The sequence below is a fragment of the Thermococcus sp. M36 genome (assembly GCF_012027355.1).
Taxonomy (GTDB): Archaea; Methanobacteriota_B; Thermococci; order Thermococcales; family Thermococcaceae; genus Thermococcus.
This window is the reverse complement of the sequence record NZ_SNUH01000001.1, coordinates 263,333-283,575: the sequence shown is the minus strand read 5'-3', so window position 1 is coordinate 283,575 and position 20,243 is coordinate 263,333. Positions and strand designations below refer to the sequence as shown.

At 55.7% G+C, this 20,243-nt stretch carries 23 protein-coding genes; 19 read left to right on the top strand and 4 right to left on the bottom strand.

Features of this window, described 5'->3' with window-relative positions; all coding sequences use genetic code 11:
* The first annotated feature begins 142 nt into the window (after window positions 1-142).
* From minD to E3E36_RS01565, 4 genes are all read left to right on the top strand, one after another.
* The gene (gene minD / locus E3E36_RS01580; RefSeq protein WP_167893677.1) at window positions 143-922 is read left to right on the top strand and encodes a cell division ATPase MinD; all 780 of its coding nucleotides are present in this window, start codon (window positions 143-145) and stop codon (window positions 920-922) included.
* A complete protein-coding gene (locus E3E36_RS01575; RefSeq protein WP_167893676.1) occupies window positions 922-1,170 on the top strand; it encodes a hypothetical protein in 249 nt (82 codons plus the stop codon). Before minD ends, E3E36_RS01575 begins: the two co-directional genes overlap by 1 nt.
* Window positions 1,171-1,260: 90 nt before the next feature.
* Window positions 1,261-1,503: a hypothetical protein gene (locus E3E36_RS01570; RefSeq protein ID WP_167893675.1), complete on the top strand. Its 243-nt coding sequence runs from the start codon at window positions 1,261-1,263 to the stop codon at window positions 1,501-1,503.
* Between the two features lie 131 nt (window positions 1,504-1,634).
* Window positions 1,635-3,146 carry an AMP phosphorylase gene (locus E3E36_RS01565; RefSeq protein ID WP_167893674.1) on the top strand — a complete coding sequence of 504 codons (1,512 nt, stop codon included), beginning with the start codon at window positions 1,635-1,637 and terminating at the stop codon, window positions 3,144-3,146.
* Between the two features lie 5 nt (window positions 3,147-3,151).
* Here the strand turns inward: E3E36_RS01565 and E3E36_RS01560 are convergent, their stop codons facing one another.
* Entirely contained in the window at window positions 3,152-3,544 is a 393-nt protein-coding gene (locus tag E3E36_RS01560; protein WP_167893673.1) for a DUF2095 family protein, read from the bottom strand.
* Window positions 3,545-3,605: 61 nt separating this feature from the next.
* Between E3E36_RS01560 and E3E36_RS01555 the strand changes: the two genes are divergently transcribed.
* Both E3E36_RS01555 and E3E36_RS01550 read left to right on the top strand, forming a co-directional pair.
* On the top strand, window positions 3,606-4,049 hold the full coding sequence (locus tag E3E36_RS01555; protein WP_167893672.1) for a DUF123 domain-containing protein: 444 nt from the start codon (window positions 3,606-3,608) through the stop codon (window positions 4,047-4,049).
* Window positions 4,046-4,807 (top strand): geranylgeranylglyceryl/heptaprenylglyceryl phosphate synthase, encoded by a 762-nt coding sequence (locus tag E3E36_RS01550; RefSeq protein WP_167893671.1) that lies wholly within the window; start codon window positions 4,046-4,048, stop codon window positions 4,805-4,807. The genes E3E36_RS01555 and E3E36_RS01550 overlap by 4 nt, the downstream gene beginning before the upstream one ends.
* Here the strand turns inward: E3E36_RS01550 and E3E36_RS01545 are convergent.
* Window positions 4,804-5,043 carry a hypothetical protein gene (locus E3E36_RS01545; protein ID WP_167894688.1) on the bottom strand — a complete coding sequence of 80 codons (240 nt, stop codon included), beginning with the start codon at window positions 5,041-5,043 and terminating at the stop codon, window positions 4,804-4,806. The genes E3E36_RS01550 and E3E36_RS01545 overlap by 4 nt on opposite strands.
* Window positions 5,044-5,193: 150 nt before the next feature.
* Between E3E36_RS01545 and E3E36_RS01540 the strand changes: the two genes are divergently transcribed.
* On the top strand, window positions 5,194-6,036 hold the full coding sequence (locus E3E36_RS01540; protein ID WP_167894687.1) for a M55 family metallopeptidase: 843 nt from the start codon (window positions 5,194-5,196) through the stop codon (window positions 6,034-6,036).
* Between the two features lie 116 nt (window positions 6,037-6,152).
* On the opposite strand, the gene asnS is transcribed toward E3E36_RS01540, so the two are convergent.
* Window positions 6,153-7,448 carry an asparagine--tRNA ligase gene (asnS, locus tag E3E36_RS01535; protein ID WP_167893670.1) on the bottom strand — a complete coding sequence of 432 codons (1,296 nt, stop codon included), beginning with the start codon at window positions 7,446-7,448 and terminating at the stop codon, window positions 6,153-6,155.
* Between the two features lie 472 nt (window positions 7,449-7,920).
* On the opposite strand from asnS, the gene E3E36_RS01530 reads away from it, so the two are divergent.
* From E3E36_RS01530 to E3E36_RS01475, 12 genes are all read left to right on the top strand, one after another.
* Window positions 7,921-8,241, top strand: a complete 321-nt coding sequence (locus E3E36_RS01530; protein ID WP_167893669.1) for a helix-turn-helix domain-containing protein — start codon at window positions 7,921-7,923, stop codon at window positions 8,239-8,241.
* 10 nt (window positions 8,242-8,251) lie between these two features.
* Window positions 8,252-9,214: a class I SAM-dependent methyltransferase gene (locus tag E3E36_RS01525; protein WP_167893668.1), complete on the top strand. Its 963-nt coding sequence runs from the start codon at window positions 8,252-8,254 to the stop codon at window positions 9,212-9,214.
* Window positions 9,215-9,391: 177 nt separating this feature from the next.
* Window positions 9,392-10,057, top strand: a complete 666-nt coding sequence (locus E3E36_RS01520; RefSeq protein ID WP_167893667.1) for a flagellin — start codon at window positions 9,392-9,394, stop codon at window positions 10,055-10,057.
* A 58-nt stretch (window positions 10,058-10,115) separates the two neighbouring features.
* Window positions 10,116-10,649 (top strand): flagella accessory protein C, encoded by a 534-nt coding sequence (locus E3E36_RS01515; protein WP_167893666.1) that lies wholly within the window; start codon window positions 10,116-10,118, stop codon window positions 10,647-10,649.
* A complete protein-coding gene (locus E3E36_RS01510; RefSeq protein WP_167893665.1) occupies window positions 10,646-11,542 on the top strand; it encodes a FlaD/FlaE family flagellar protein in 897 nt (298 codons plus the stop codon). Before E3E36_RS01515 ends, E3E36_RS01510 begins: the two co-directional genes overlap by 4 nt.
* A 9-nt stretch (window positions 11,543-11,551) precedes the next feature.
* Window positions 11,552-12,061, top strand: a complete 510-nt coding sequence (locus tag E3E36_RS01505) for a hypothetical protein (protein ID WP_167893664.1) — start codon at window positions 11,552-11,554, stop codon at window positions 12,059-12,061.
* Between the two features lie 2 nt (window positions 12,062-12,063).
* Window positions 12,064-12,513 (top strand): flagellar protein G, encoded by a 450-nt coding sequence (locus E3E36_RS01500; RefSeq protein WP_167893663.1) that lies wholly within the window; start codon window positions 12,064-12,066, stop codon window positions 12,511-12,513.
* Between the two features lie 5 nt (window positions 12,514-12,518).
* Complete coding sequence (locus E3E36_RS01495) at window positions 12,519-13,214, top strand: ATPase domain-containing protein (RefSeq protein ID WP_167893662.1); 696 nt, start codon at window positions 12,519-12,521, stop codon at window positions 13,212-13,214.
* A gap of 1 nt (window position 13,215) precedes the next feature.
* Complete coding sequence (locus tag E3E36_RS01490) at window positions 13,216-14,844, top strand: type II/IV secretion system ATPase subunit (protein ID WP_167893661.1); 1,629 nt, start codon at window positions 13,216-13,218, stop codon at window positions 14,842-14,844.
* A gap of 9 nt (window positions 14,845-14,853) precedes the next feature.
* A complete protein-coding gene (flaJ, locus tag E3E36_RS01485) occupies window positions 14,854-16,572 on the top strand; it encodes an archaellar assembly protein FlaJ (RefSeq protein ID WP_167893660.1) in 1,719 nt (572 codons plus the stop codon).
* A complete protein-coding gene (locus E3E36_RS01480; RefSeq protein WP_167893659.1) occupies window positions 16,569-18,494 on the top strand; it encodes a hypothetical protein in 1,926 nt (641 codons plus the stop codon). The genes flaJ and E3E36_RS01480 overlap by 4 nt, the downstream gene beginning before the upstream one ends.
* Before the next feature lie 46 nt (window positions 18,495-18,540).
* Entirely contained in the window at window positions 18,541-19,806 is a 1,266-nt protein-coding gene (locus E3E36_RS01475) for an amidohydrolase family protein (RefSeq protein ID WP_167893658.1), read from the top strand.
* A gap of 9 nt (window positions 19,807-19,815) precedes the next feature.
* On the opposite strand, the gene E3E36_RS01470 is transcribed toward E3E36_RS01475, so the two are convergent.
* A complete protein-coding gene (locus E3E36_RS01470) occupies window positions 19,816-20,241 on the bottom strand; it encodes an NfeD family protein (RefSeq protein WP_167894686.1) in 426 nt (141 codons plus the stop codon).
* Window positions 20,242-20,243 lie beyond the last annotated feature (2 nt).

Genomic DNA, 20,243 nt, shown 5'->3' with positions numbered 1-20,243 from the left:
GGCGCTCTGACATCTCTCTTTTTCTCTGTTTCCGCTGACTTACAAGAGTAAAAGTTTTATACCTCTACACCTCAACTGCAAAAGAGTATACCGTGCCCTAAAATCGGACATGGGAGTACTGCTTATTCCGGGGGTGTTAACTTTGGAGGGTCGTTCGATTGTTTTTGCATCCGGAAAAGGTGGAACTGGTAAAACAACAACGGTTGCCAATCTGGGTGTTGCCCTGGCTCAGTTCGGAAAGGAGGTCATTCTCCTGGATGCCGACATAACAATGGCAAACCTCAGCCTGGTTCTTGGTATGGAGGACATCCCAATAACCCTCCACGACGTCCTGGCCGGTGAGGCAGACCTCAAGGACGCCATTTACGAAGGCCCCGCCGGGGTCAAGGTGATCCCCGGTGGATTGAGCCTTGAGAAGATCAAGAAGGCCAAGCCCGAGAGGCTCAGGCAGCTGATCAGGGAGATCGGCCAGATGGCCGACTTCGTCCTCATCGATGCTCCAGCTGGTCTTGAAATGACGTCCGTTACGGCGCTCCTCATAGGTAAGGAGCTTATAATCGTCACAAACCCTGAAATCTCGGCCATTACGGACTCACTGAAGACCAAGCTCATAGCCGAGAAGCTGGGAACTCTCCCGCTCGGTGCTATCCTCAACAGGGTCACCAACGAGAAGACCGAGCTCACGCAGGAAGAGATTGAGGCCATCCTTGAGGTTCCGGTTCTCGCAATGATACCTGAAGATCCCGAGGTCAAGCGCGCAAGTGCCTACGGTGTACCGCTCGTCATCAAAAACCCCACCAGTCCAGCGGCAATAGCCATCAAACAGCTCGCGGCCAAGCTCGCTGGCATTAAGTGGCAGGCGCCGGAGCCCGAAAGCCCGATAAAGAGGGTCTTCAGAGCACTGTTCGGAGGGAAGAGGTAATGGCCAAGGTTCTCCTGTACGGGGCTATTGTGATACTGGTGGTTCTCAACATAGTCCTCATGATGCTCTATTACTCCGCCAAGAGCAACCCTTACTACGTTGTCTATGACGAGGAGACCAAAAATGCCCTGAAGAGGCGCGTTGCAAGCCTTAAGGAGGATCTTGAAAGCGAACTGGTTGACTTTGACGTTGAGGAGTGGGAAAAGACCCTGGAGGAGTCCATAGAGGAGGAGGTCATGAACCTCTGAAGTTTTCCGGCCCTTTTGTTATTAAACATTCGTGGGGCGTTAAATTTTAAAACTTCTCTTCTATTAACTCCAAAGTGGGGGTGGGGCGCTATGAGGGTTAAGTTGGGCTATCCAGACAGGATAGTGGAGATAGATGGAGACACTGTCAGGGTCTTTAAGGGACGGCTCGTAAGCGCCCCACTGAGCGAGGTCGTGAGCTACTACCTGAAGGGAGAGGGCCTCCTGTCTCCCCTGATAAAGGACGTTGCAGGGGACGTGGTCAGGGTTCTTCTCAGCGGTTCCGGGCTCAGTACAGGGACGCATGCGCCTGTCAGGTACGGTCTAACGGCGTGATTTTCAAATTTTACATTTCTCTGCCAAGTCCCGCCGTGCTTGGAGCTCCTTTTGACGGCATTCCAGTTGAAAACATTTAAGTATTCTTCTGTTCAATACTGGAAACTTGTGGGTGAAAAGGAGGGATAGCCATGAAGGCAAAGGTTAGGATACTCGACATGTACAGCGGCAGGTATTCAGTGTTTATAAACGAAAAGGAGGCCCGGAGGGCCAAGCTCCATCCCGACGACCTGGTGAAGATAGAGGCCGGAAAGAAGACCGTTTACGGCAGCGTTGTTGTGAGCAGCCTCGTGGGCGAGGGTGAAATCGGTGTCAGCAGGGACATACTCCAGCTCCACAACTTCTCCGAGGGCGAGGTGGTAACGGTAGTTCCCACTGGAACTCCAGAGAGCGTCCGCTACATAAAGAAGAAGATGCGCGGTGAGAAGCTCAGGAAGGTCGAGATCGAGGCCATAGTCAAGGACATAGTTGACAGGAAGCTCCGGGACATAGAGATAAGTTCCTTCGTAACGTCACTGGAGATCAACGGCCTAGACATGGACGAGATAGCGGCCCTGACGATAGCCATGGCCGAAACGGGCGACATGCTCGACATTGACAGGAAGCCCATCATGGACGTCCACAGCATCGGGGGCGTACCGGGCAACAAGACCAACATACTCGTCGTCCCGATAGTCGCCGCCGCGGGGCTGACGATACCCAAGACGAGCTCCAGGGCAATAACAAGCGCCGCGGGGACTGCTGATGTAGTCGAGGTCTTCGCCGACGTCAGCTTCTCTCTGGACGAGATAAAGCGCATAGTCGAAAAGATCGGTGCGTGCATGGTCTGGGGAGGGGCCCTCAACCTTGCCCCCGCCGACGACATAACGATCAAGGCTGAGCGTGCACTGAGCATAGACCCTACTGGATTGATGCTCGCGAGCATAATGTCCAAGAAGTACGCCATGGGCAGCCAGTACGTGCTTATTGACATACCCACAGGTAAAGGTGTCAAGGTCGAGACGGTTGATGAGGCGAGGACACTTGCAAGGGACTTCATTGAGCTCGGCAAGAGGCTGGGTCAGTACGTCGAGGTTGCCATAACCTACGGCGGCCAGCCGATAGGCCACACAGTCGGCCCGGCGCTTGAGGCGAGGGAGGCTCTGTCGGCCCTTATGACAGGGAAAGGCCCGGGGAGCCTTATAGAGAAGGCCACGGGGCTTGCAGGGATCCTGCTTGAAATGGGAGGCGTTGCTCCTGCTGGAATGGGTAAGAAGATGGCCAGGGAGATACTTGAAAGCGGAAAGGCCTACCAGAAGATGCGCGAGATTATCGAGGAGCAGGGCGGAAACCCGGACATCAAGCCGGAGGAAATACCCGTCGGCGACAAGACGTACACGTTCACAGCACCTACGAGCGGTTACATAACCGGCATTGACAACAAGGCCATAACGGGTATAGCCAGAGCCGCTGGGGCGCCGGAGGACAAGGGCGCCGGGCTGGAGCTCTACGTCAAGGTCGGCGAGAAGATCAAGGAGGGCGACCCGCTCTTCACGATACACGCCGAGAGCGAAGCAAGGCTCGAGCAGGCGATAGTCTTCGCCCGCAGAACCGACCCGATAAAAATTGAGGGTATGGTGCTCCAGCGAATAGGGAACATCTGACCGGTTTATTCCCTTTTTCTGTGCCTCTCATACCATCCCCACTCTTTCTTTGGGCCGAAGGCCCTCACACCCTTTTTGACGAGGGTTATGCGGAGCTCTTTGGCCATCTCGTGGGTTATCTCACCGTGCTCCTCCAGCCAGTTGATTATCTCAAGGGCCTCATCATCTGTCTCACACCTTCTGAGGAAGTCTATGACTGTGGGGTTGTAACCCGAGAAGTCCCTCACCTCGTCCTCTTCCACGAGTGCTCTACCTTCATCCGTCCTGTAAGCATCTATTGGGATTCCCTCCCCATCAAGCTCCCTCGCTAGGGCCGGGAACATCTCCTCAAACTCCTCCCGGTCGTACTCCTGCCAGGCAAACTCGTCTATGGGGCGCTTCTTTTTCTTCTCCTCCATCAAACACACCCAAGTGGCGCTACGGTCTAAGGTTTATAAACCCTGGGTGGAATCCAGGCCCATGAAGGGCTCGTACCTCCTCGTGATACTGCTCCGCGATGACAGGGAGGTGAAGACGCGGGGGCGTAAGTTCAGGCTCAAAAGGGGCTACTACGTTTACGTTGGCTCCGCAATGAACTCCCTTGAAAAGCGGGTCGCCCGGCACTTCTCGCGGAAAAAGAAGCTCCACTGGCACATAGACTTCCTCCTCAGCGAGGCAGAGCTCTTAAGAGCATACCTGATCCCAAGCGACGAGAGGCTGGAGGAGATGCTTTCCATGGAAGTGGCAAAGCTCGGCCAGCCAGTTGTGGGCTTTGGGGCGGGGGACGTCAGAGTTGAGACCAACCTCTACCGGTTCAGCGGTGAGCCCGATGAGCTGTTGATCGGGTTGCTTAAGGGGCTCGGGCTGCAATGGAAAAGGGTTAAAAGCCGGGAGGAAGTTATAAAGTTCGGTGGAAGAAAATGAAGCTGGAGCTGGGAAAAGTGGAGTCGTACATCCATAAGAAGCTTGAGAAGGAGAAGCTCCACTTCGTCCTCCTTGATCCCGATGACACTGACCCCAGGACCGCCGGAAGGATAGCTGAGATGAGCGAAAAGGTAGGTGTTGACGCAATAATGGTCGGCGGTTCGACCGGTGCGGAGGGGGAGGTTCTGGATGGTGTTGTGAGGGCGATAAAGGAGTCATCTGGCCTTCCAGTCATACTGTTTCCGGGTTCCCACGGGGGGATAAGCAAGTACGCAGATGCCATATTCTTCATGAGCCTGCTGAACTCAACCAACCCGTTCTTCATAACGGGCGCCCAGGCCCTGGGGGCTTTTCAGGTCAAGCGTTACGGGATAGAACCCATACCTATGGCGTACCTCATAATCGAGCCGGGCGAGACCGTCGGCTGGGTCGGGGATGCCAAGCCCATACCCCGGCACAAGCCGAAGATCGCAGCTGCCTACGCCCTGGCCGGCCAGTACCTCGGAATGCGCCTCGTCTACCTGGAGGCTGGAAGCGGGGCCCCCCAGCCGGTTCCGCGGGAGATGATTGCCCTCGTGAAACACGTCATAGACGTCCCCCTGATCGTGGGAGGGGGCATAAGAACCGCGGGACAGGCAAGGGCGGCAGCGGAGGCCGGGGCAGACATAATCGTCACGGGCACCGCGGTGGAAAAGGCAGGTTCGCTCGAAAAAGCCAGGGAAAAACTGGAGGAACTGAACGGAGGGATAAAGGGTTAAGCCTCCGAAATGACTTTGAAGGTTACCCTGCCGTTTTTGATTACTCTTTTCAGGTCTGAGATGAATTTTCTGACGTCGTCCACGGCCAGAACCAGCTTGAGCTCGCTCACCCCGTAGACCGTCGGGGGAAAGAGATGGGCCTTCCTAACCCTTCCCCTGACTTTCTCATAGAGGCGGCCCAGAACCTTCCCTCTACCATCATAGGGCAATTTAATGTCCACTTCGACGATTTGCATACCAGTCACCGTTTTATCCTATGAAAGAAGCTGTATATAACCTTTTTCATAAGCGAGAATTATCGCCCGGATGGGGAGATATTCCCCGCAGTTATGGGGCTTCCACAAGACTTTTCTTTTACCGCTTCGATTCCTGTCTTGGTGATGCCGATGCGTGCCTTCATATCCCTTGACCTTGAAGGTCTGCCGTACATAGTCAGCCGGGAGCACCTCTTTGTCAAAGGGGCCCTTTATGGCGAGGCGAGAAAGATTGCCACGGAAGTTGTAAAGACCGCTGCAGAGGCCCTGCACGAAAAGGGGTTTGACGAGGTAATCGTGGCGGATAGCCACGGGCCGATGGTGAACATCCTGCCGGAGGCGATGCCCGAATACGTTGAGCTTGTAAGGGGGTTCCCGAGGCCGACGAGCATGGTGGCCTTTGCCAGGGGGAGCGACGCGGCACTCTTCCTCGGCTACCACGCCAAAGCTGGAACGAATAGAGCGACCTTCGACCATACGTACAGCGGAGCGAGCATAGACAGGCTTGAGATAAACGGGGTCGAAGTAAGCGAGTTTCTGCTCAACGCATATTTGCTTGGGAGCTGGGGTATACCCGTAATCCTCGTAGGGGGAGACAGGAGGCTTATAGAGACAGACGTTAGAGAATTTACCCCCTGGGCCGTTGGGGTGCCCTTCAAGGAGTCACCGTCGCGCTACGCCGCCAAAAGCCCGGCGATGACAAAGATAAAATCCATGATCAGGGAGGGAGTCAGCAGGGCCGTTGGGAGGCTGGAGGGTGGGGAAGCAAGGCCGTTGACTGCTGAGGAGCCCGTCCGTGTAAAGGTGCGCTTTCTGAGGAGTGACATGGCCGATGCAGCCGAGCTCCTGCCGTTCATAAATCGCATAGATGGAAAGACCGTTGAGTTTGAGGCGAAAACTGTAGAAGAGGCATACCGGGTGTTCGAACTGCTGACCCTTGCGGCGGCTGGTGTCAGCGCAGTAGTGACGAGGTAAAGCTTAAGTTTTGTGGTGGGGAGATAAGAACGCCCCCGGGAAACCGCGGGGGATGAGCGCTTCGGCGAGCGATGATTCCCCTTCGCTCCCCGGGGGCACAGCCCAAAATGGACGGGTCAGGGATACAGCCTGCTCGGTGTCCTCGGGAAGAGCGTGGCCCAGCGGACGTGGTCGAGTTTGAGAACCCAGGCGACGAGCCTCTCAAGGCCGAGGCCGAAGCCGCTGTGCGGAACTGAACCGTACTTCCTGAGGTCTAGGTACCACTCGTAGTCCTCCGGCTTCATGCCCTCGTCCAGAATCCTCTGCACGAGCTTGCTGTAGTCATCTTCACGCTGGGAGCCGCCGATTATCTCACCGTACCCCTCTGGAGCGAGCATATCTGCCGCGAGAACCTTTCTCGGATCGTCTGGATCCTCCTTCATGTAGAATGCTTTGATGTGCTTCGGATAGCCGTAGACGAAGAACGGGGCCTCGAACTCCTGGGTCAGAATGCGCTCCTCGTCGGCGCCCATGTCCTCGCCCCACTCTATCTGAACGCCCTTGCTCTGGAGTATGTCTATCGCCTCGTCGTAGCTTATCCTCGGGAACGGCGGGACCGTGTTCTTGAGGGTCTTGATGTCGTCCTTTCTGTAGAGCTCTATCTCCTTCTTCCTGAGCTCAAGCGTCCTCTGCACCATGTAGCTGACGAGCTCCTCCTCGACCTTCATGATGTCCCAGAGGTCCATCCAGGCGGCCTCAAGCTCCAGGTGCCAGAACTCGGTGAGGTGCCTTCTCGTCCTGCTCTTCTCTGCTCTGAAGCTGGGCGTGAGGCTCCAGACCTTTTCGAGGCCGAATATCGCCGCCTCAAGGTAGAGCTGGGCGGACTGGCTCAGGTACGCATACCTGTCGAAGTACTTGAGCTTGAAGAGCGTTGCGCCGCCCTCAACAGCTCCAGTGACGAGTATCGGCGGGAAGACCTCGTACCAGCCGTCCTGGAGGAGCCACTCTCTCGCCGCCTGCATCATTGTCGCTTTTACCTTCATTACCGCGGCAACCTTCGGCGAGTGGAGATGCAGGTGCCTGATATCGAGCAGGAACTCCTCGCTCGCGTCCTTTGTTATGGGGAAGAACTCAACGTCCTGGACGACCTCTATCTTGTCTGCCTGAACCTCGACCCCGGTAGGCGCGCGGGGGTCTGCCTTCACGGTGCCCTCAATGATGACGCTCGACTCTATGCCAACCTTCCTGGCCCTGGTGTAGGCCTCCTCACCCACTTCTTTCTTGAATATCGTCTGGATTATCCCGCTCGAGTCGCGGAGGACTATGAAGACCTTTTTTCCAACTTCCCTCTTTCTGTAAACCCAACCTGCCAGCTTAACACGCTTGCCTTCCATCTCGGGCTTAACGTCAGCGCAATAAACCTTTTCAATCATCTTCAATCACCTCCGGAGGCTTTGAGGGCGGGTTTATAACGGTAGCGATAGGCCGGCTGCCAGAAGAGGACTATTTGCCCACGGCTCAATGACGAGGATTCTGTTTTTGACCAGGAGGATCGGCGGCATGCTGGTAGTTTGGGTGTTCCCAATTTAAACTCTTTGCCTTCTTTTTTGATGTTATGTCATCAGAGGGGATGGTACGGCAGTAATCTGACAACGCCCAACCCTCTTGGGAGTCCTGGGGCTGTTTGGATCTTATCCAAATCCTGGAGTTGTGCTGAATATGTGCAAGAAATTTCCAATCATGGAAAAAATGCCCCAGATAATGGCTTCATTTTGAAAAATTAGAACCCCTTTGAATTTCGTTAATGGTAATACTTATATAGTTTATCCCTATTATATTATACGGCTGATTGTAGGGTATACAACGTTCGAAGATTCAATGCTCGGATCACGCGGGTGATGTCTAATGTTCATTGACCCCTTTGTGATAAGATCCATCAACCGCAGTGAGCTGAGGAAGAGGATACTCTTCTATCTGGATGAGATCTACCCCACCCCCACATACCTCTCTGAAATAGCAAGGGCCGTCAAATCGGACCCGTCCAACGTGAAGGGAGCACTCATCGGGCTCGGAAACAGGTACAACGGACACAGCTCCCTGGTAAGTCTTGGTCTCGTCGAGGTCGTAACCGAGAAGGGCTTCAAGTACTACAGGCTCACAGAGTACGGGAAACAGGTTGTCAAGCTGTTAAAATCGTACTACCCGTATTATTCCAGGTACACGTGAGGTGGAGTCCATGGCATCGTTACTAAAGGTCCTCGACCGGAACATTGAGCTCATGACAGAGCTTTCCGTTGGCTACGTCTTCCACCTGGGGCTCAAGCACGGGCTGTTCGGCAACCTGGTGGCCGGAAAGTCCTGCGAGGAGATCCTGGCCTCAACACCCCTGCCGAACAAGGCCCGTCTGAGGGAGCTCGTGAAGACGTACATCTCCCTCGGCATCGTAAAGGGAGCTGGATGCACCTTTGAACAGGCCGGCTTTTCCTATGAGTTCCGCCTCACCCCGGAGGACGCGGGGCTCCTCCTCCCCGACTGGGTTCAGATATTGGATGAGATATATAAAATGGCTGACTACGCATTTATCTCCCAGGAGCACCCCAAGGTCCTGATGGACTTTGACAGGGGTGCCGATTTCTGGGACATGCGGCTCATGACGGAGATCAACAGGCTGTCGCGCCGGCTCGCCGTGGAACTGACGGGCATAGAGGACGGCATGCGTGTCCTGGATCTCGGATGCGGCTCGGTTTCTCCGGTTGAGATAGGAGAAGCGGTCGGGCCCAACGGAAAGTACGTTGGGGTTGACTTCTCTCCGGGGCTCATGAGCATAGCGAATACCCGTGTTAGAAATTCGAGGATGGACTGGGTGGTTTTAAAGGAGATGGACATCAGGAAAATCCTCCCGAGAAACACCTACGATGCTGTCATCATGAGCTTTGTCCTGGAGTACGTTGAGAACCCGGAGGCTGTCGTCCGTAAAGCGCTTGATCTGCTGGATCCGGGTGCCAAGCTCGTTATTATCGAGCCGTTCAGGGACATGTATCCAGCTGCCCCGGCACTGGAGTTTTTTGAGTCTCTTACACCCGAGTTTGCCGGATTTCCAGCGACCTCCCAGATAATAAGTGCCGTTGAGGGTAGTCCCCACGACACCAAGGTCGAGACCTACGGAAAGTCAGCGGTCGTCGTGACCAAACGTGCATGAGTTTGCTCCACTCCGTTATGTGCCCTGGAGGATCCTTGAATCATATTTTAATTCTTTGGAGTAGTACCAACCTACATATGTAGTTACATTAGTTTCTACATAATTACAAACAAAAAATTGATTTATATTCAAACTCTATTATTGTATATTGCAAAATCCCTAAGGGGGTGCCACGTGATGAAGTTGCTCAGGAAAAAGAGGGGTGCTGTGGGTATCGGCACCCTGATTGTGTTCATAGCCATGGTTCTTGTGGCTGCAGTGGCTGCCGCGGTTCTCATCAACACCAGCGGCTACCTCCAGCAGAGGGCTGAGTCCACCGGCAGGCAGACGACCCAGCAGGTTGCTACGGGTATAAGCATTGACAAGGTTCTTGGACACGTTGACTCTACTGGCAGCAGCATGGACAAGATGGCTGTTTATGTCAGCCTCAGGCCGGGTTCGGAGCCAATTGATCTCAACCAGACTGTTCTCATCCTTGACGACGGTAACACTGTTGCTACTCTTAGATACAAGTGGGGTAATGCAACTACCGCGGCTTTTAGCTCAGTAATCCCAAGCGATCTCTTTAGCAACACGAGCAACCTTGCTTGGACAAACCTGGACAGCACACACTTTGGTATCATCGTCATACAGGATGCAGATGGATCCCTCAGTGCAAGCAACCCGACCATCAACGCTGGTGATGTAGTCATCCTTACTATTGACACCAGCCAGGTCTTTGGTACTGTTAAGCCAAGAACCGAGATTTCCGTTGAGCTCAAACCCGAAGTCGGTGCTCCTGGCTACACCAAGGTTGTTACCCCGTCCAGCTACAGCCAGCAGACTATCCTCGACCTCAAGTGACATCTTTCCCGCCTTTTTCACTTTTCCTTTTCCCTAACAACATTCCAAGGTGATCACGATGTCCTTTTCATACCTGAAGAACAAGTTCAAGAAAGGGAACGGGGAGGGCGGAAAGGAAGGGGATGGTGTTGAGGCTCCGGTGGAAAACCGGGAAATCATAAAGCTGGACGAGCTCCAGGAGGGGCCCGCGCAGGAGACCCTCGAGGAGGGGCCCGGAAAGGGGGCCGAGGACGAGCTCCTGACCCAGGTCATGACCCGGATAAACGAGATTGAGAACGACATTCCCCGCATCAAGGTCAGCATAGACACCCTCAAGACCCAGATAAACGAGCTCCGTGAGGAGATAGACAGGCTCGACAGGGTGATAAAGGACGTTATGGTCCTCTACGAAATCGTCTCACAGCAGATTAACCCGTTCAAGGACGTTGATTCGTCCAACCCCCTGCTTGGCGAGATACAGGAGCTTAGTGAGCAGGTTGAGAGCCTGAAAGCCGAGATATCCCAGATAAAATCTGATCTCAGGCTCCTTGTCATAGATGGTGTTGATCTCGATGAGCTGATATACGATGCCCTGTCGGAGGGGAGAACATGATCACAGAGGTGGAGATAGACGAGAGGCTGAAACGTCTTAGGGGCAAGGTTCCGAACTTCCTCATCGAAGACCTAAAGGGACGGCTTATGAAAAAGAAAGACATACTGACTCCCGAGCAGGTTGACAGGGTCGTGGACAGGGTGCTCCAGGTCTACACTGGACAGATAGAGAAGCTGTCCAGGCTGGACAGCCGTGTGGAGGAGATAGGCCGCTACCTTGAGGAGATCAGGAATCAGCTTTTGAATCTGTCTCAGAGCCAGTCAGGTTTACCTGAAGTGAACGGGGGACGGAACGCTTCAGCAGGGGAGGCCCCGTCAGGTTCCGTGGGGGATATTCTTGATTCCAAAGGTTCGCTAGATCCCAGCAGGGGGTCTCCCGCCGTTGAGTCTGAGACTGCCACGGGGGCATTAAACGCTTCAGCCCCCGATAGCCGGGAGGTGGGTCAGGTGGAAAGGGAGTTTGAGGTTCCAAAGGGCTTTGATATTCCTCAGGATATCAAGAACCTCCTCATAAGCCCGTCGGACACAAAGGCCCGGCTCGAACGCATACCGACGGACATGGTGTCCACAATGATGGCCCTGAAGTGGCTTGGGTTCCTCATAGACCGGGTCGGCATGCAGAACCTTGAGAACGTCCTTGAGTTCTACTACCAGATAGGGTGGATCTCTGAGGAGGTGCTGTACACACTGCTGAGGTACGCGGAAGGCATAAGGCCCCACCACAGGGAGTCGGACTGGAGGCCCGATGAGAAGCTCACGATTCAGGATCACCTCGTCTCCCTGCTATTCATAGAGCGGCTCAGGGGTGTCAGGATAACCCGGGAGGTTATGGACGCCATAGAGAGGGAGATGAGGATAATCGGCAGAGTGCTGGAGGACGTCTATGGTGTTTAGGGGATCCCGATGGGTGTCAGCGTTCCCGCGGCCTTTGCAGTGGTGCTCATAGCCGCACTAGTCTCGTTCGGGGTGCTCTATGTCTCAAGCGAGAACGCCTATTCCGAGATACACGGGGCGCTGGAGGACTACAACAGAATGGTGCTGAAGGAGAGGACCATAAGGCTCGAACTCTCAGGCTACAGCTTTGCAACACTCTCCAACGTCACAGTCTACGACATAACCTTCAACATCACCAACGCGGGGAGCGTAACCTCCCCCACGAGATGGGCGTTTATCTATGACGGCGTCATCGCCGCACCGTCCGTTGTGTCCCCCCGGACGGAGTACCTCCTGCCGGGAGAATGGGCCAACGTGACGGTGCTCAACGTCCAGAAGGATCCCGGAGTGGTTCACTCCCTGGTGGTGAGCACGGAGGTCGGATGCGCCCTGAAGGTAAAGTGGGAGTGGGTGGGAAACACCACCAGTGGGGCCCCCCAGGTGGTCAGCAGTGCATGGTACTGTCCGGTGGAGGGGTAGCGATGGCGGGCTCAGTGGTGTCAGAGCTGGTGCTGTTCATAGTCTCGCTGCTGGTGGCAGGGATGGTGGCTGGGGGGCTGTACGTGGTTACGCAGGATATATCGGACGGTATAGTCATAAAGGGGCGTGCCGTTGCCAAAGACCTGCGCACTGACTTTGAAATAATCAACGACCCTGAGAGGATACCCCTGCTGAACAATTCGTATGTTTTCTACGTTCGCAATACTGGCAGTACGCCCATATCCTTTGACGCGAGCTCGATAATTGTCATGGTTGACGGGGGGATGATCCCGCCCTCCAACCTGACCTTTGATCCCTCCGGCATGCTGGCCCCCTACGATGTGGGCATGATCTACGTGCCCTCGTCCTTCATAAACTCGACCGGCTATCACAGGATCACCGTTGTCCTTGAAACCGGGAAGAGGAGGTCTCTGGTGTTCCGCACAGGGTGATCAACATGGGGCGCCTCTTTAAGATCCAGATACCCAACGACGAGCTCCACAGGCGTCTTGGTGGCGGGATTCCCGCGGGAAGCGTCGTGCTCATAGAAGGTGACAGGGGAACGGGTAAGTCCATATTCTCCCAGAGACTGCTCTACGGCTTCCTCAAAAACGGCCACACCGCCACGTACGTCTCCAGCCAGTACACCACGCCGGAGTTCATAAGCCAGATGGACTCGCTGGGGTATGGGATAATCCAGGATCTCATCAGGAGGCGTCTTGTTTTCGTATCATTCTACCCTCTACTTGTCGGGCTTTCTGAGAGGAAAAGGTTCCTGTCCAGGTTCATGGGTGAGCCGAGGCTCTGGAAGACCGACGCCGTCATAATAGATTCACTGTCATCCCTCCTGCCGCCCGAGCTGGGGGAGGACGAAATACGGGCGTTCTCACTTCATATCAAGAGGGTGAGCTCCCTGGGAAGGGTAGTCATAATGACGGTAAACCCCGACGATGTCGAGAGGAGGTTTCTCAGGATCCTTGAAGAGGCGTCGAGCCTGCTCATCAGGCTGAGCGTAAAGACCTTCGGCGGGGATCTGAAGAACTCTGCCACGATAGTGAAGTACAACAACGCCGCGGGGATATTCCAGAAGATAATACCCTTCAGGGTCGAGCCTAGGGTGGGGTTCATCGTTGAAATAGCCGCGGTGGTGTAGCATGCCGGCAGTGGGGAACGTCAGCGACAGTCTTGAGGCTGCGGTTGCAAGGAACCCCCACCTGAGGAAGTATATAGACCAGTTCGTCAGGAAGACGGGCAAGTTCCCCGAGTTCCATCCCCAGCTCAGCAGGGACATGAAGGACATAAAGTACCCCAACATAATATACCCCGTGGGTGACCCGATCTTCATCCACATCTACGGCGACATGAACACGGAAAAGAGGTACATCATAATCGAGCCGAGGATAACCGGCGTGGAGGAGGAGAGGAAGTACGACCTTCTCAAGGACAAGATACTGGAGCTGGCTCCTGACAAGAGGATTCCTGAGGATCCAGAGGAATTTGAGCGCTTTCTCGACGATCTGGTTGACGAGGCCCTGAGTAAGCTGGGCGGGGGCCTCTTCAGCCGCAGACGGGTCACCTTTACGGCCGCCGATGTTGCAAAGTTCCGCTACCTGCTTAAGAGAGACATAATAGGTATCGGCCCGCTTGAGCCCCTCATGCGCGACCCCTACATAGAGGACATCCACATAATAGGGGCCAACTACGTCTCGCTCATCCACAAGATATTCGACGCCATGGAGACCAACATAACCTTCGGCGACAACCTCCGCCTGGCTGACTACTTCAAGAACCTCAGCGAGAGGATGGGGAGGCCGGTAAGCGACAAGAACCCGATAGTGGACGGAACCCTGCCGGACGGTTCGCGTATCAACATCATCTACTCTCCAGACGTCAGCATCCAGGGCCCGAGTGCGACGATCCGTAAGTTCTCCGCAACGCCGCTCAGCGTCATCCAGCTCGTGAAGTGGAACACATTCTCTGCGGAAGTTGCCGCCTACCTCTGGCTCGCCCTCGAGTACGGGATGAGCATCTTCGTCTGCGGTGAGACGGCGAGCGGAAAGACTACCACGCTCAACTCAATCATCCCCTTCATAAAGCCGGAGGCTAAAATCTACACAGCTGAGGACACCCCGGAGGTTGTCGTCCCCCACAAGAACTGGCAGAGGCTCACGACCCGTGAGAGGGGCCCGGAGGAGAGCAGGGTTACCCTCTTCGACCTCCTAAAAGCCGCCCTCCGTTCGAGGCCAAATTACATCATAGTCGGTGAGATTCGCGGTGCCGAGGGCGCTATAGCCTTCCAGGCAATGCAGACGGGGCACCCCGTCATGGCCACGTTCCATGCCGGCGACGTCAGGAAGATGATACAGCGCTTCACAGGCTCTCCGATAAACATCCCAGTCACCTTCATTGACAACCTCAACATCGCCCTTTTCCAGCAGGCCGTTTACGTGCGCGGTAAGTTTCTGAGGAGGGTTGTCAGCGTCGTTGAGATTGAGGGCTACTACGAGGAACTCGGGGGAGTTGCAACCAGGAACGTCTTCGAGTGGGACTCCGTCACGGACAGGCACATCTTCCGCGGGATGAACAACTCCTACATCCTTGAGAGGAAGATAGCCGAGGTGGCCGGCTACGAAGACCCGAAGGAGATATACAACGAGCTCTTCCTGAGGGCCAGGATCATCAAGAGGATGGTCGAGCTCGGAATAACAGACTACTACGCCGTCCACCGCGAGATAAAGGCGTTTTACGAGAAGGGAATAGAGGGGCTGAGCTTCAGACTGTGAGGTGGTACGATGGCTGGGCAGAAGGCGGGAATACTGGTGCAGTCGGGAATCAACATGCGCGATTATCTCAGAAAGGTTCTCCTGCCCAGCCTGCTCGGCGCGGTGGCCCTCTTTGTAGTGGTTTCCCTGCTCAAGAGGCTCGTTACCCTCCCAACGGCCCTGTCCTTCGCCCTCTACGGCATGCCCGTTCTGCCCCTAGTCTATGCCTTTGCATACCCCTACGCCAAAATCAGCAGCAAAAGGGTTCAGATAAACTCCAAGATCCCGTACTTCGCCACGTACTTTGCGGTTCTGTCCACCAGCGACGTGGGCAGGAGCGAGCTTATATGGAACCTCGCCACGGAGAAGATACTGGAACCAATAGCAAGCGACATGAAAAAGGTTTACTACCTCATAGCCAAGCTCCACAGGGGGATGCCTGAGGCGCTGAGGTTCCTAGCGCGGAGGACGCCGAGCAAGGTCTTTGCTGACTTCCTTGACAGGCTTGCATACTCCCTCGACAGCGGTGTTGAGCTGAGGGACTACCTACTCCAGGAGCAGAAGACTGTCATGGACGACTACGAGACGTTCTACGAAGGTGCGCTCTACGATCTGGACGTGTTTAAAGAAATATACTCCTCCCTCATAATCTCCGTGGTCTTCATGGTGACGTTCATCATCATAGGCCCCATCATAACCGGACAGGACATAGTCAGCCTCAGCGCTTTCATGTTCGTTCTCGTTTTAACAACGGAGCTTGGGGTCATGCTGGTCATAAAATACAAAATGCCCGAAGACAGGATATGGGCGGACTACGCCATGACCTCCGAGAGGAAGGCAAGGTTCTTCAGGGCGGCCATTATGTCCGTTGCGGGCGTGGCGGTGGCCGCGCTGTTTGTCGCGCTCCTGCTGAGGCCCCGCTTTGACGTCCCTCCCCTCATACAGATGGCCATAATCCTGACTCCCCTCATGCATCTGGGGAAAACCCTAGACAGAGAGGAGAAGCGGATCTTAGTAAAGGACGAGAACTTCCCGGCGTTCATGAGGAGTCTGAGCTCCTCTCTAGCGGCGAGCGGTGCCTCTCTCCACCTCGTTCTCAAATACCTGAGCTCCCATGATTTTGGGGTCCTGACCCAGGACATACGGAACCTCTACCGGAGGGTCTCAATGAGGATAGACAACAGCAAGTCATGGCGGTACTTCACGATGGACACTGGGAGCTGGCTCATTGGGATCTTTTCGGAGATATTTCAGAAAAGCATAAAGCTCGGTGCAGAGCCCGACTACGTAGGTATGGTAATCTCCAGGAATTTTGAAAGGCTTATAAGGCTCAGGCGGAAGCGTGCCCAGACTGTGGCGAGTTTCAGGGGGGTCATATACGGCATAACGGGGGCCTTTGCGTTCTCCGTTGCCTCCGCGTTCCAGGTTGCAATATACATGAACCAGCTTTTTTCCAGCCTCCCTGTACAGGGGGACTTCCTGCAGAGCATAATCTTCATACCCTCCGAGACGGGCATTAGAATTACCGGATACATCCTGACGGTGATACTGGTGGTTCACTGCCTCATATCGGCGCTCTCCATAAAGTTTGCAGATGGCGGGCACCTCGGAATAACGGTTTACTACTTCGTTGTCCTGGTCTGGCTTGCCGCCATAGGACAGTACATCGGCAGCGTTGTTATGGGGAAGATGATGAGCTTCACCTCGGTAACAACCTTCCTCCTGAGTGTCACGGGGGTGGTACCTTGAGAAGGCTGGCTGTCATTCTTGCGTTCCTGATCACGCTCTCAGGTGCGGCGGCCGATTCGACCATAAGCGGATGGTTTGAGATCCCCTCAGAAATCGGTTCCCCGTGGGGTGCGATTCTGCTTGAGGACATGTCCGTGGACGGCGGATCGGTACTCGTGGGTCTGGACGGGGGCCAGAATGGCCCCGCGGCGCTCCCCTTAGGGAACAACCTTTCGTTCGGGAGGGCGTACCTTGCGTTCCGGGGGGGCGTTACAACGTCCGCGGCGAGCTATGTCAATGTATCTTACGGGTTCCCCTACCTCTTGGAGGGGGAAGCCCTCCACCTGGGAGAATACAGGCTTGTTCTGAAGTCTGTTGACAGGGATTCCGCTGTATTGGTGCTGTCAAACGGCTCCGGCTCCACAGAGGTCGGCGTCCGCCCGGGGACTGCTGTTCTGTACGGGAGGCTCAGGATATCGCTGGATCCGATGCCAGTCCTGTTTGAGGGCTACCTCCAGAGGGGGGCCGCCGTCTCCATTGGCGACTGGTCGCTGGAATTTGTAAACTACACCGCTTCACTGGGGGCGAACGGTGAAGTGGAGGAGATAATCGAGCTCTCTGTTAACGGCAGGAGGTACCCCGCCGAGCCCGGCGACACTGTTGACGCGGAGGGAGTTGTGATCGAGGTGGGCGACCCCGTCGGTTCGGAATATCTGCCCGTAACGGTGCTGCTCAAGGGCGCCTACGTCAGGGTGAAGGCGCTCCCCTTTTTCGATTCGTGGCTCAAGGAGGGGAAGACGGTAAGGGTCGGGCCTTATCTGCTCAGGATCGAGAGGATCGTGGGGGACAGCGCCTACGTCTCAATAATGAACCAGTGCGGGGGTGCGCTGAAGAGCGGCTTCATCCGTATAGGCGACGTTTCGTCGGGCATTTCTTACGGCGGCCTGACCGTGGGCGCCCTCGAAGCCCGCGTTGAAGGTGGTTCCCGGGAGATCCGCACTTTGGCGTTTCTGGACGTAGGTGCCCTCCCACGGGCCAGCGATGCGGCCCTGCTGAACGTTTCGTTCCTGGCCCCTGAGAACGCCACACAGTTCGTTCCTTTCGACGCAAAGATCGTAATAAAGAACGAAGGGCCGGATGATGTCCGGTACGTTGAGATCAGGCTCAATCTCACCAGCGAGTTCAGGGTGATGGGGGGCTACAAGAGCTATGTGGAAGACCTGCCCGCGGGGTCGAGCCTGGAGATACCGCTGAGCATACTCCCGGTGGGGCAGGGAAATCTGACGCTTGGTAGCGCCGTGGTTGTTGGCCACGTCCCCTACGGCCTCTCCTGCTACGGCATCGGTGAGGTGAGGTTCAGCTCTGAGAACCGGAGGGTGGTCGTGGCCCCCGCCGATATCTTTTACCGTGTGCATGTCGCGGCCGGAAGCGGGATTGCGGGTGAGGGGATACCCCTCAACGTAACCGTGTTCAACCAGGGGAACGCCGGGGTTCCCTTCACCCTAACCGTGGCGATGCCTGGTGGATTCGGAGTTATTGCGGAGAACTTCACGGCGTACGGGAGGTGGCTGGTGCGGAAGGATGCCCTGGATCCGGGGAAGGAGAAGGTGTACCACCTCACGCTCATCCCAACGTCCCCCGGTGAGTACGAAATAACGGTCGGTGTAGAGAGCTACGGGGAGGTCTTCTACAACTCCACGGTGATAGAGGTTCGGGCACCGCCCCAACCGAGCAGGGAAAGCACGAATTCCACCTGCCAGAAGGAGGTGGTGACCAAGGTCGTCACGGTTACCGTGCCCGGCAACGGGAGCGTTCCGGAGACCCCGGGGCCCGGGATGATGTCCCTCGGGGAGAAGGCACTCTACATCGGCGGCTCGTTTGTGGGGGGTATGGCGTTCATCCTCCTCCTGGCGTGGATAGCTGCGAAGATGGAGGAGCGCTAACCCAAAAGTTTAACTCGACCGAGGGGGATGTCTTACTGGTGGGAGCATGAAGGCGGTGGTGGGGACTGCGGTTGATTCCAAGGGCGTCCTGAGAGGGTCTGCTGTAATAGTGGACGGGGCTGTGATAGCGGACGTTGTGCCGGCTGAGGATCTCGAGGAGTACGACGTTGATGAAATCTACGGTGGAAAGGGATATATCATCCTGCCCGGCCTTGTAAACGCGCACACCCACGTCGCGATGGCGAAGTTCAGAGGGCTCGGCGAGGACATTCCTATCGAGCAGTGGCTCAACGACGTCATCTGGCCGGCGGAGCTTGAGTGGACCCCCGAGGAGATACGTCGCTGGGCCCTTCTCGGAATGGCGGAGGCTCTGGCAAACGGCTCGACGACGATAAACGACCACTACTTCTTTGCGGACGAGATAGCGGAGGCGGCAAGGGAGCTTGGAATCAGGGCGTTTGTGGGCCAGACCGTCATGGACGCGGTGGACTTTCCAATAGCCGCGCCGGAGGAGGGCTTCCGCTTCTTCAGGCGCTGGGACGGAAAGGATGAGCTTGTCAGGCCGACTTTGGCGCCCCACGCCACAAACACCGTCTCGCTTGAGCTTATGCAGGAGATCGGCGGCTTCGCTCACGAGAGGAACGCGTTAATCCACGTCCACCTCTCCCAGAGTATGGGGGAGGTTGAGACGGTAAAGCAGCGCTACGGCCTCACGCCTGTGGAGTACCTTGAAAGGGCCGGTGTCCTGGACGATCACCTGATCGGCGTCCACGGCATCTACCTGAGCGAAAAAGAGGTGGGTCTCTACTCGGGGAGCGGAGCAGCGCTCGTCCACTGCTCCCTGAGCATGGCGAAGCTCGAAGGCAGGATAGCTCCGATAATCGAGCTGGCCCAGAATGGCACGAACATAGCCCTCGGCAACGACTCCCCGAACCCTGTCGGAATGATGGATCCATTTGAGGAGATGCGCTTTGCGGCCGTCTTAAACAAGGTCTGGCGGAGAAGGACGGACGTTGCCAGTGCTAAGGAGGTCTTCCGCTGGGCGACCGCTGGCGGTGCCAAAGCTTTGAAGCTGAAGGCGGGCCTGATAAAACCTGGCTATCTCGCGGACCTCGTGCTGATAAACGCAAGAAAGCCCCAGTTCCTTCTGGGGGAGAACCTGTATTCCCACATCGTCTACTCGACGAGGGGCAGTGACGTCGAGCTGGTGATGGTGAACGGGGAAGTGGTTTACAGAAACGGCCTGTTCACAAGGATAGGGAAAACGCTGGGGGAGCTGTGGAAAGAGGCCAGGGAATGCCTGCCCGGCTGACTCCGGTTTTTATTCCAGAACCCTTTTCACTATGAGCTTGACTCCGTCAACGTCAACGACTTCGACCACGTCGTTTATTTTCAGCTTTTCGCCACCCTTGGCGAGGGCTATCCACCTGTCCCCCTCAAGCTCGACTATGTAGTGATCTTTCCCAATCTCCACCACCTTTCCACGCTTACCCTTCAGTTCAAAGGTGTACTTGCCCTTGCCGGCGTCCTGGACGTCTTTCCTGATGTATCTGCCCACCGCAATGTACGAGATGAGCGCCGCTATGAGTGCCACCACGAAGCTCTCGGTAAAGTTCACGCCAAAGCCCATCAGGAGGCCGAGGACTATCATTGCCACGCCGATTGGAGTTATAAATGCCGTCACCATCATGTCGAGGACGACCGTCAGGAGGCCGAGTATGAGGAGAAAAATCGGGAGGGGGTCCATGT